Raw genomic sequence first — 12,055 nt, forward strand, 5'->3', positions numbered from 1 at the left:
AAGGAGTATAAGGGTATGGGGGTGTAGAGGAGGCAGGGGAGCAGAGGAGCAGGGAGCAGGGGTGCAGGGAGCAGGGGAGAGAAAATCCTCCTCAATACTCAGCACTCAATACTCAGCACCGGCTAAACGCCGCGCTACCGCTAACAGCACTCAGCACTCAGCACTCACCTTACACCCCTACACCCTTACACCCCTACACCCTTACACCCCTAAACTATGAAGCGTCGGAGTTTTATACAAAGGATTGGCTCAATACTCGCTGTTTTGGGTGTGACTGAAGCTGAATGGTTGACTTTTAGTGACCGCTATTATCAAGCTTTAGCTCAACCAACACCCCGTAAATTAGCTTTATTGATTGGTATTAATAATTACAAAAATATTCCTGCTCTCAATGGTTGTCTCACTGATGTCGAACTGCAAAAAGAACTGTTGATTCATCGGTTCGGCTTCCAATCTTCAGATATTCTGACGCTGACTGATGAACAAGCTAGCAGAGAATTCATTGAGGCGGCTTTTAGTGAACACCTCACCCAGCAAGCCAAAGCCGGGGATGTGGTAGTTTTCCATTTTAGCGGTTATGGGACACGGATTCAGGTAGCACCGGGGCAAATCCAAAATGCTTTAGTACCTACCGATGAAAATCAAGCATTACAAAACGCTCCCGTAGGTAATTATTTATTAGAAGAAACCTTATTATTACTATTGCGATCGCTCTCTACAGCTCGAATCACGGCAGTTTTAGACACTAGTTATTCTCCCCCTAATACCATCCAAACTAAAGGTTTAAGAATTCGCGCCTTTCCAGAATCAGCACAGGTGCAATTAGCAGCCGATGAACTAGCATTTCTACAAAAACTCAAAACCCAAACCGCTAGCAAAACTCCAGATGTAGAACTCAATAGTCCGGCTGTGGTGCTATCGGCTACCTCAGATATACAGCAAGTCGCTAGGGAAGTTTTACTATCTGGATTTAGTGCAGGGTTATTTACCTATGCTTTAACCCAACAATTATGGGAGTCTACCCCATCTACTACTATTCAAGTCAGTTTTTCTCGTGTTGCTAGTGCAATGTCTCAGTTGGGGAGTAAACAACAACCTGCACTTGTGAGTAACAAGAAAAATCAAGCGGGAGTAACTATAGAAAATCTACTCCCCGATGGTAATAACGGGGCTGAAGGTGCAATCATCGCTACAGAGGAGGACGGTAAAGCCGCGCAGATATGGCTAGGAGGGCTACCCGCCCAGGTTTTAGAATACTACGGTAGTAATTCTCGCTTGGCTTTGTCTACAGGGGAAGAATTGGTGGTGCGATCGCGCACGGGATTAACCGCCAAAGCACAACTTGCTAAAATCAGTGATGCAACTCCCCTACAAGCGGGACAACTCCTGCAAGAAACAGTGCGGATATTACCGAGAAATATTAATTTAACAGTCGCTTTAAATACAAATTTAGAAAGAATTGAACGGGTAGATGCTACGAGTGCGTTTGCAGCCGTTCCCCACGTTTCCACTGTAGTCGAGGGAGAACAACCCGCCGACTACATATTTGGTAAACTCCTACAAACCCCCAGTCGCTATGGTTTATTTTCCTTGGGTGGTGAACCCATACCTAGCACCACGGGGGAATTTGGCGAAGCTGTAAAAGTAGCCGCACTACGACTAGCCAAAAAATTACCCTCATTGTTAGCTGCAAAGTTATGGCGACTCACAGAAAATGAAGGTTCATCACGCTTACCTGTCAAAGCCAGCTTAGAGGTTGTAGGAATTTCACCAAGAGTAGTATTACAACGGGAAACCCTACGAAATGCTGTAGTGGAAACTTCTACTAAAAAATCATCAAGTACCCAGTATGCTACCCTTAAAACTCCTGTGATTCCCATTGGTAGTAGGGTGCAGTATCGAGTGCAGAACAAAAGCCAAAACCCAATTTATTTAATGCTATTAGGGATGAAAAATCATCGGACTGCGATCGCATTTTATCCTTGGCAAATTATCTCAGAAGCCGAAGCCCCCGACAATAAACTGCAACTCCAACCCATAATTATCGCCCCTGGTGAAACAATCACCTTACCCCAAACCGCCACAACATCAGGCTGGACGATTGCGGGGCCTGCTTATGAATGCGAATATCAATTAATTTTGAGTACCGCACCCTTTAAAGAAACTTTGAAAGCCTTAGAAATAGCCAAATCTCCCACAGGCGACCAACAACCAATTAGTACACTAGTAAATCCCTTAGTAATTGCCCAAGCCTTAATGCAAGACTTACACAATGCTAGTAATAGTAAGACTGAGACAGGTAGCACAGTTACCGATACTTATATATTAGACGTAAATCATTGGGCAAGTCTCAACTTTAGTTTTCAAGTCGCCTAGTAAAAAAAATCACAGTAAAAATAAATCACCAACCTGCGGTCAAGAGAACAAACAACGAGGAATGAGTAAAAGTCTTCCTCTAACCAATCCCCAGTCCCCAATCCCCAACTTAAGTACGACGAGCATTTATTTCATCCGTAAGATGGAATGCGGGAAAAACTTGACGACAGTAGAAGAGCAATTTTGATGCAAGTTTTTCTTGCAGAGGTCAAATAATGACAAACAGCAAAAGCGATCGCCAAATCCGTTATGCTGTGGTTGGCTTGGGTTGGTTTGCTCAAGAAGCCGCTTTACCTGCATTTGCTCACAGTGAAAATTCCAAATTAGTCGCGCTAGTTTCAGACGATCCCGAAAAACTGGAAGAACTCAGCCAAAAGTATGGCGTTGACCATACTTACTCTTATGAAGAATATGAGGACTGTCTAGCCAGTGATGAAATTGATGCTGTTTATATTGCATTACCCAATCACTTACATTGTGAATACACCGTGCGTGCTGCTAATCAAGCAATTCATGTTTTGTGTGAAAAGCCAATGGCCGTAACCGAACAAGAATGCGAGTCCATGATTAAGGCTGCAAACGACAACGGTGTCAAACTGATGATTGCTTACCGACTACACCTAGAACCAGCAAATCTAGAAGCAGTGGAAATAGTCAACTCCCAGCAAATTGGTGAAGTGCGGGCTTTTAACTCAGTTTTTACTCAACAAGTAGAACAGGGTAATATTCGTCTGCGAGACATTACTGGCGGTGGTACACTCTACGATATTGGTATTTACTGCATTAATGCTGCACGCTACTTATTTCAGGACGAACCTACAGAAGTGTTTGCAGTAGCCGCCACTAAGGGAGAACAACGCTTTAGTGAAGTGGAAGAAATGACTAGTGTGATTCTCCGCTTTCCTAATGAACGCCTAGCAACGTTTACCTGTAGCTTTGGAGGAGCAAAGGTTTCTAATTATCAAGTTGTGGGAACTAAAGGCGATTTATTTGTTGAATCCGCCTACACATGGCAAGGAGAAATCAAGCATTATCTAACAATTGAGGGTCAAACTCAAGAACGGAATTTTCCCCGCCACGACCAACTAGCAGCTGAATTTACCTATTTTTCTGACTGTATTTTGTCAGATCAAGAACCCGAACCAAACGGTATTGAAGGACTAATTGATGTCAGAATTATTCAAGCACTATATCAATCTATTGCCACAGGTCAACCTGTAACAATTCCAACTCTTGAACGTGATCAACGTCCCACATCAGATCAATCGATTGAACGTCCTCCCGTGGAAGAGAAGCCAGATTTAATTCATGCTGCTTCACCCGGTGGTGAGTAACATAATCAATCAATACAGTGCAGATAAATAGTTTGTAGTAAGGACTTTAGTCCTGAGATGACGACTAAAGTCCTTACTAAGAACTTCTTCTTCCTGCAATTAATTCATCAGATAAAAACAGAAAATTTCTGCTACCTTGCCATTTTTAATTGTGAAATTTAAACCTGCGGGACTTGGTTCGTCAATTCCGTAGCTTAAAGTAGTGAACTGTCCATTTTCACTATTGGGGGGTTTACCATAAACTTTCAGAACTTTTGCTTGACTATCTCCGACTTTTATACCATTGACAGTGGCGTATTTAGGACTGGTAACTGTGATTTGATAGACAGTAAAGTAACGAGGCTGTACACCTTCATCTAAATCAATAGTGATGCCCGAATATTTCAAAGTCCGCACATTACCAATAGCAGGGAAAAACTTATTTTCCACTTTCAATGGTTTACCTAAAAGCCTCCTCACTACCTGCTCAGACATGGAAAGTTTAATTTTACCTACTTCTAAACTCCTGGTGGTAATGCCTTTTGTCTGCTGTTTAATATTTTGAGCAATGAAATCTTGAGAAGTATTAGCCTTGACTGAACTAATATTGTAATCAGAAAAGGTGAAACTTAAAGTAGCGATCGCCAGAAAAATTGTTCTTAAGTACATAACTAATTAAACCAAGCTGCAAATTGAAAAAATTGTCCGCGAAAAACTTCTAATAATCTCTGCCAAGTCGCTGCATCAGTTTGTTTACCAAACTCCAAATAGGGAGCAGCCGCAGTTCCTTGAACCCACAAAATTAAATCAAACGGTTGCGGTTCAGTAAAAACTTTATTGAGATTAATCCCTCTAACTTCGCGTTTTCGCCAAAAGGGAATTAACTTTTTACCAGTGAGTAAAGTATCAGCTTCATCTAAAAATGCTAACCAACTATCAATCATTTCTTGAGTCACTGCTGCATTAGGGATTACAGCCTTTTGTTTGGGGTTGGGTAGCCATTCTCGGTCATTATCGGTTTCCGCTAAAATGGCATCCCAAGACTGACGACTTAAGCCTGTCACCGCTTGTAAATGTTCGATTGCAGCTCTTAACCTTTCTGGTTCAGCCACAGGAAAATTCATCAGGTGAACAAAGGCTACAATGTCGCTAATGTCAATATTACCGAAGCTGAATATACCTGTACCTTTAGCTAAAAATGGATAAGCTGATTGAGGATTAGCAAAGACTAAATGACCTGTAGAATCAAACAATTTACTTTCATCGTATCCCAAAACAGTTTGAGTCATGGCAGAGAGTAAATTACAGTAACCTTTGAGCCAAATGACATCACCGAAATCAAAGGCGATCGCAAAATTTTCGGCAGCTTTTTCGGTGGTTTGTATCCCTGACAATAAACTAAAAGTTTTCCAGAAAGATTCATTTTCTTCTAGCTTCCCATCAGCATTAAAATCCATCCGTGTTAAACCAAGCCGCACAGGCAATTTAACTTTACTATCTTTAATAGGTTCAAGAGTGGCTCTGATTTTAGTTAAATCATCCAGTAAATTTTGCAAAATATTGCGAGCGTCTTTGTAAGTGACTGGTTGCGGTTGCGGATTTTCTGGTACAGGTAAACGCAAAATCGGAAAAAATTGGGTAATACCGTTTTGCTGTAAACCATAACGGTACAATGACTGCATTAACTTTTCAGTTGCACCCATTAGTTGTACAATACCCAAACCAAACCGCGTCTGATCATCATTTTGGTTCTCTTGAATCTTGGCAACTAAGGCTGCTTCACCCTCTTGAAATTGAGCATTAATTAAGTAAGTCTCAATCTCTGCAAAAGGCGTTTTTGATTGTGCTAGTGGTGCAAAGTGAAATAAAAGCAAAAGAGTCAGTAGAAGAGAGCATAAAAAAAGACGCATAACTTCTGATTCTCAGTGGTCTTCGATAGTTGCCACACTATATCCTAAAATGACTTTTTATACTCCGTATCTTAACTTTTCCTCAAGCTTGATTCCTCTAAGGGTTGATTTTCTCAAAATTTCGCAACATTTCGGCTGTGATTCCATCAATACTGCATCACCAATAGAACGTGAGCCATTTTTTTTAAGAAGTGGTGACTTGTGAGTAATAGCTCATTAAAAATAAGTTTTTATGCTATTGCTAAACTGCAAAAATCACTGCTAAAGTAACAAAACTATGTGCAAATACAGCATAATTCTTCTACTACCATTAATGATTAATTATGTTCACAAAGTTATCAGAATAGTTTCAGTAAAATGTTACTAGGTAGAACCAAAATTATCTGCGGGTGTGATATTTCGATGATAAATTTGGCATTACATTGCTAAAACAGCCCCATAAAGTCATATAAGTTGCAGAAAATTTTGGCAAAGTTTGGCAAACTGAAATCTATCTGAAAAATCAGATTCCTCATTTAAATAACTTACGAATACTCAACTATTCGTGAGAGACAGTAACCCAGTTTTAGTAGAGAAAGCAGGGTGATTAAGTCTAGTCACTATAGGTAGTTAAAATCCAAAATTTGCATCTCACCTCATAGCTGATTCAAGCTGTGAAGTTAAATATTTATCAGGTATAGGCTGAGTGCCGAGTAGTGTTAGCGGTAGCGGGGCGTTTAGCCCGTGCTGTTAGTGGTAGCGCGGCGTTTAGCTGGTGCTGAGTGCTGAGTTGGGGGATTTTTCTCCCCTGCCCCCTGCCCCCTGCCCCCCTGCCTCCTACCTCCTTCCTTTCATTAAAGAAATTTCAGATAAACGGGCAAAAAACCATGTCAAGGGTGACTGAGCAGCAAAGTTCAAGAGAGCAGCCACTTGAGCTAGAACAACCTAAGATTTGGTGGGGTCTTGCTGTAGCTCTACCAGTAGCAGTTGCAGCCGGCTTATTAGCTACAGCCAAAATGGAGCAAATAGGCAAATTCAACCCATCTGTACCCATCAAACCAGTTGCTAGTAGTGTTAGTGCTTTAGGACGTTTAGAACCACAAGGAGAAGTGATTAGACTTTCTGCGCCAGTAGGAGGATTACAATCAGCTTCACGAGTTAAACAGCTCTTTGTCAAAGAGGGAGAACGTGTCAGAAAAGGTCAAGTGATCGCTATTTTAGATAATCATGATACCCAGCTAGCGGCTGTGGAAGAAGCAAAAGCCAAACTCTTAGAAAGCCGCGCTAATTTGGCACAGGTAAGAGTTGGTTCACCTAGAGATATTCAAGCGCAAACAGCAGTAATTGCGCGTTTGCAGGCTCAGTTACGCGGCGAAAGCGAAGCCCAACAAGCTACAGTTACGCGCATAGCTGCTCAATTAAGTGCGGAAAAAATTGCTCAACAAGCCACAGTTAACCGCTTAGAAGCTGAACTTAGGGGACAACAAGACAGTTTAAGAGCCACTCTCAACCGTATCCGCGCCGAGCAACGTAATGCTCAGGTGGATGCTGGACGCTATGAGTTTTTATACAGACAAGGGGCTATTTCCCAGCAAGAACGAGATAATAGGCGATTGAGCGCGATTACAGCAAATCAGCAGGTAATCGAAACCCAAGCAAGCCTACGTCAAGCAGTAGCGACTATCCGCCAGCAAGTAGCAGAAGCCAGAGCCAACCAAGTCAAAACTCTATCTACTTTGCAACAGCAGCTAATAGAAGCTAAAGTTACTCGCGACAAAACCATCGCCACGCTGCAAAGACAAATCGACGAAGAAAAAGCCAGACTCAAAAGACTGGTGGAAGTTAGTCCTACCGATGTGCAGATGGCGCAAGCACAAGTGAGTAATGCGATCGCTAACCTCAGAAAAGCCGAAGCCGAACTAAAATTAAGCTACGTACAAGCACCCACATCTGGAGAAATTTTAAAAGTTCATACCAAATCAGGTGAAGCTATTAGCTCAGAAGGTATAGCCGAAATGGGTGATACTGAGCAAATGACGGTAGTTGCGGAAGTTCCAGAAGACAGCATTGGTAGAGTGCGTGTTGGTCAAAATGTCACTGTCTCTAGTGATAACGGTGCATTTAGCGGCGAAATCAGAGGAACTGTCACCGAAATTGGTAGAAGAATCGGCAAAAAAGACGTACTCAACAATGATCCCGCAGCTGATGTTGATGCCAGAGTCGTAGAAGTCAAAATCACTTTGTCACCAGAAGATAGTCAAAAAGTTTCTGGTTTAACCAACGCCAAAGTATTAGTTGAAATTAATAACTAATCAAAGGGAACAGAAAACAGGGAACAGTAATGAATTACCTGTTAACTGTTGACTATTGACCATTGACTATTGACTATTGACTATTGACTATTGACTAATAACTAATGACCAATTTACTTACAACAATTAATCGTAAAAAAATACCTCTGGCGTGGCTGCAATTAACACGAGAAAAAACTCGCCTCGCCGTCGCTTTAGCCGGAATTGCCTTTGCTGATATCTTGATGTTTATGCAGCTTGGTTTCCGGGATGCACTGTATTACAGTAACGTCCGGTTACATACTAGTTTACAAGGTGATATTGTTTTATTAAATCGTCAATCTAATGCTGTCTTGGCTATGAAAGGCTTTTCACAGCGACGATTGTATAAAGCTTTGGAATTACCATCTGTAAAATCAGTGCATCCCATCTATTTGGATTATTCAGTTTGGAAAAATCCTGATACTGGTAAAACTCGCAGCATTCTGGTATTTGGTATTAATCCTGAAACCAATCTCTTTAATTTACCAGGAGTACAGGAAAATCTAGATAAACTCAAACTGTCTGATACTGTTTTATTTGACCGTTCTTCTCGACAAGAATATGGGCCGATCGCCAAGTATTTTGAACAAGGTAAAAATGTCACGGCAGAAGTTCGCAGACGACAAGTTAAAGTAGTAGGACTGTTTACTTTGGGTGCATCTTTTGGTGCAGATGGTAACTTAATTACCAGTGATGTCAATTTTTTACGTTTATTCCCTATTCGTCGTCAGGGGTTAATTGATATTGGTTTAATTAGATTAAAACCAGGTGCTAATGCGAATGCTGTTGCTCAAGAATTACGCAATTATTTACCTCAAGATGTCAATGTTTTAACCAAACAAGAATTTATTGATTTTGAGCGTAATTATTGGGCAAGTAGTACAGCTATTGGTTTTATTTTCACTTTAGGCACAATCATGGGTTTTATTGTGGGAACCGTGATTGTTTACCAAATTTTGTATACAGAGGTAACAGATCATTTATCGGAATATGCTACTTTAAAAGCCATAGGTTATACCCACAAATATTTATTAGGTGTCATTCTCCAAGAGGCATTAATATTAGCCCTAATTGGTTACATTCCTGGGTGGGCTTTTACAATGTTCATGTATCAAACTGCTAGAAACGCTACATTATTACCTGTATTTATGAGTTTTGAGCGTGCTGTGACAGTTCTGATTTTAACATTTGTAATGTGTGTAGTGTCTGGTACAATCGCCGTGAGAAAATTAAACTCTGCCGACCCAGCAGATATTTTTTAGTCGAATTTTGCCTAAAATTTCAATTATAAATTTGACTTAAATACAGCAATATCAAGGTAAAAATGTGCTGATAAAGCTATAAATATTGTTTTAAATCACGAATCAGCATTTGAAATCATCACTATTAGCAAGTCAATTAACCATGAGAAAAGAACCTGTAATTGCCATTAGTAATCTCAATCATTATTATGGCAGAGGCGCGCTAAGAAGACAGATTTTATTTGATATCAATCTCGAAATTTATCCAGGAGAGATTGTGATTATGACTGGGCCATCAGGTTCAGGTAAAACTACACTATTGAGCTTAATCGGTGGTTTGCGTTCTGTACAAGAAGGCAGCCTAAAATTTTTGGGTGTGGAATTATTGGGTGCGAGTCAAAGTAAACTGGTGCAAATTCGGCGTAGCATCGGCTATATTTTTCAAGCCCACAATTTGCTAGGGTTTTTAACTGCAAGACAAAATGTACAGATGGCTGTGGAATTGAACGATCATGTTTCTCAAGAAGAAGCGATCGCTCAAGCAAAAGCCATGCTTACAGCTGTAGGATTAGAAAATCGGATTGATTATTATCCAGATAATATGTCTGGTGGGCAAAAACAAAGAATTGCGATCGCCCGTGCTTTGGTGAATAATCCCCCTCTAGTCTTAGCTGACGAACCAACAGCAGCCTTAGATAAACAATCAGGGCGTGATGTTGTCGAAATTATGCAGCGTCTCGCTAAAGAACAAGGAACATCTATTTTATTAGTCACCCATGATAACCGGATTTTAGACATCGCCGATCGCATCGTCGAAATGGAAGACGGAATCCTAGCTCGTGACTCCCAAAGCGCAGTCATCAGTTACGATGGTGGCGCATGGAGTGAGAAACCTTAAGGAAGAGAGCAGGGGAGCAGAGGGAGACAAGGGAGACAAGGTAGATAAGATAGACAAGGTAGAAGAAGTAGTTAATAGCTATTGACCATTGACTACTATCTAGCACCTGATGGCTTTTGTGGTGTGGAAGCATTGGGTTGGCGACTGGTGCGGAAAGTTACGTTCACACCTTCGTTAGATTGTTCTAACACTAATAGAGGTGTTGGTTTGGCTTTCTGATCCCAGTGCATCGTAGCAATGCGTCCTTGAATTGTCGGTTGCCAGTTGTCTTCTTCGTCTATGGGACTAAGATAGGTTTCAATGCAGTCAATAATCTGGCTAATCGTGGCAGAAGTTGCCTGTGTTGGTAACTTCATCAAACGAATCTGAATCCGAAATAATACGCGTTTTGCTATATTTGGCGGAGTTCCAGATTCATATTCCACATCAAAGATTTCATCCACTTGTCGCGCTGCATTATTCGCGATTCCCACCGTTCCTTGGTTTGACTGACTAGGACGTAAGGCTTGGGAAACTTTATCTTTAACCCTGATTTTAATTTGATTCAAAATCGCAAAATGAAACACTTCCTCAGACATCCGCATCCGCAGATAGTCTAGGTTAAAATCCCGCGAGTTAACTAAATCGGGATTAGTTTCCATTTTGCGGATAGTTTCTAATGCTAGTTTAAATTTTTTCTCTAATTCTCTGGCACGGAATTGTTCAAACTTAATCTTTTTCTCTAATTTAGTTAATTGCATTTTCCCAAAAACAACCAATGCAATCAATGCTACTAATAACCCGCCAGAAGTCATGATGAATACTGGCGGTATCTGAGAATCTTTTGCTGCTTGTTGTGTAGTTATTGGCTTTTTTGGTTTTGAAGATGTTTGGGCAAGATATACAGGAGTTAGCATAGGTCATAAACAGAAACACTGGAGTTAGTATTTTTAGGATGCCCAAATTTTGCCTGTGATATTGCTGTATCATTGGTATTTTTTACGGCTTGTCTTTCACGACATATGTACATCAACCCTGATATTCCGGCTAGTCTCCAGCCTCTGTCCTCAAACGCGTCTACTGACTGGGGCAAAATTCGCCTGATTGCTACTGATATGGATGGGACACTGACAAATCAGGGCAAATTTTCCACCGCTTTACTACAAACCTTAGAAGACTTACAAGCGGCTGGGATTAAAGTGATGATCGTCACAGGACGTTCTGCTGGCTGGGTAAATGGATTAAATAGCCTACTGCCAATCACTGGGGCGATCGCAGAAAATGGTGGACTGCTATACTTATCTGGAAGTGAGGAAACAATAGCATTAACACCTATTCAAGATTTCACAGCCCATCGTCATGAATTAGCCACAGTTTTTGCCAATTTACAAACTAAATTCCCCCAAATTCAAGAATCTGCTGACAATCGCTTCCGCATCACCGATTGGACATTTGATGTAGCGGGTTTGAGTGTGGATGCACTCCAAACTATGGATGATCTCTGTCAAAAACTGGGTTGGGGATTTACTTATAGTAATGTGCAGTGTCACATCAAACCCCAAAAACAAGAGAAAGCCATTGGTTTATTGCAAGTATTGCGAGAATACTTTCCTGATTACAACCCGCAACAAATTGTGACAGTTGGGGATAGTCCTAATGATCAAAGCCTATTCAATTATCGAGATTTTCCCTTGTCTGTAGGCGTGGCGAATGTGCGCCAATATGTCAGCCAAATGCAGTATCAACCCACCTATGTTACCACTGCGGCTGAGGGAAAAGGTTTTTGTGAGCTTTGTGATTATATCTTGGCAAACAGGGGTTAGGCGGCGATCGCGCTTCCCGTTGTCGCAGACATCGCTCATCACGGTATTTCTAGGGAGAACATATGTAGATATAGATCATGATCACATTCATCTGCGTCTGTCTAAGGTTGAGCGATCGCTATTATCGCCGAATTACTCAACAACTTTGATATGGTAGTGTCGGCTGCTGCTGTTTACATTAATATCTAATTGCTAATTTTTTC

General features: G+C 41.1%; 10 protein-coding genes. 7 read left to right on the forward strand and 3 right to left on the reverse strand.

What is annotated here, in order from left to right:
• Positions 1 to 216 precede the first annotated feature (216 nt).
• Complete coding sequence (locus tag CLI64_RS20830) at positions 217 to 2,376, forward strand: caspase family protein (protein ID WP_103138996.1); 2,160 nt, start codon at positions 217 to 219, stop codon at positions 2,374 to 2,376.
• A 215-nt stretch (positions 2,377 to 2,591) separates the two neighbouring features.
• On the forward strand, positions 2,592 to 3,710 hold the full coding sequence (locus CLI64_RS20835; protein ID WP_103138997.1) for a Gfo/Idh/MocA family protein: 1,119 nt from the start codon (positions 2,592 to 2,594) through the stop codon (positions 3,708 to 3,710).
• 99 nt (positions 3,711 to 3,809) lie between these two features.
• Here CLI64_RS20835 and CLI64_RS20840 read toward each other — a convergent pair whose 3' ends face one another.
• Together CLI64_RS20840 and CLI64_RS20845 are read right to left on the reverse strand one after the other, a co-directional pair.
• Positions 3,810 to 4,358 carry a hypothetical protein gene (locus tag CLI64_RS20840; protein ID WP_103138998.1) on the reverse strand — a complete coding sequence of 183 codons (549 nt, stop codon included), beginning with the start codon at positions 4,356 to 4,358 and terminating at the stop codon, positions 3,810 to 3,812.
• Between the two features lie 2 nt (positions 4,359 to 4,360).
• Entirely contained in the window at positions 4,361 to 5,599 is a 1,239-nt protein-coding gene (locus CLI64_RS20845) for a hypothetical protein (protein ID WP_103138999.1), read from the reverse strand.
• An 866-nt stretch (positions 5,600 to 6,465) separates the two neighbouring features.
• Here CLI64_RS20845 and CLI64_RS20850 point away from each other — a divergent pair.
• The 3 genes from CLI64_RS20850 (at position 6,466) to CLI64_RS20860 (ending at position 10,050) form a co-directional block, all read left to right on the forward strand.
• Complete coding sequence (locus tag CLI64_RS20850) at positions 6,466 to 7,890, forward strand: HlyD family efflux transporter periplasmic adaptor subunit (RefSeq protein ID WP_103139000.1); 1,425 nt, start codon at positions 6,466 to 6,468, stop codon at positions 7,888 to 7,890.
• A 104-nt stretch (positions 7,891 to 7,994) separates the two neighbouring features.
• On the forward strand, positions 7,995 to 9,173 hold the full coding sequence (gene devC, locus CLI64_RS20855; protein WP_103139001.1) for an ABC transporter permease DevC: 1,179 nt from the start codon (positions 7,995 to 7,997) through the stop codon (positions 9,171 to 9,173).
• Between the two features lie 142 nt (positions 9,174 to 9,315).
• Positions 9,316 to 10,050 (forward strand): DevA family ABC transporter ATP-binding protein, encoded by a 735-nt coding sequence (locus CLI64_RS20860; RefSeq protein WP_103139002.1) that lies wholly within the window; start codon positions 9,316 to 9,318, stop codon positions 10,048 to 10,050.
• Positions 10,051 to 10,145: 95 nt separating this feature from the next.
• Here CLI64_RS20860 and CLI64_RS20865 read toward each other — a convergent pair whose 3' ends face one another.
• Positions 10,146 to 10,946 carry a hypothetical protein gene (locus CLI64_RS20865; protein WP_103139003.1) on the reverse strand — a complete coding sequence of 267 codons (801 nt, stop codon included), beginning with the start codon at positions 10,944 to 10,946 and terminating at the stop codon, positions 10,146 to 10,148.
• A 105-nt stretch (positions 10,947 to 11,051) separates the two neighbouring features.
• Here CLI64_RS20865 and CLI64_RS20870 point away from each other — a divergent pair, with 105 nt between their 5' ends.
• Entirely contained in the window at positions 11,052 to 11,852 is an 801-nt protein-coding gene (locus CLI64_RS20870) for an HAD family hydrolase (RefSeq protein WP_103139004.1), read from the forward strand.
• Positions 11,815 to 12,009, forward strand: a complete 195-nt coding sequence (locus tag CLI64_RS30900; RefSeq protein WP_157943302.1) for a hypothetical protein — start codon at positions 11,815 to 11,817, stop codon at positions 12,007 to 12,009. Before CLI64_RS20870 ends, CLI64_RS30900 begins: the two co-directional genes overlap by 38 nt.
• The last annotated feature ends 46 nt before the right edge of the window (positions 12,010 to 12,055 follow it).

The sequence above is a fragment of the Nostoc sp. CENA543 genome, from assembly GCF_002896875.1.
Classification (GTDB): Bacteria; Cyanobacteriota; Cyanobacteriia; order Cyanobacteriales; family Nostocaceae; genus Trichormus.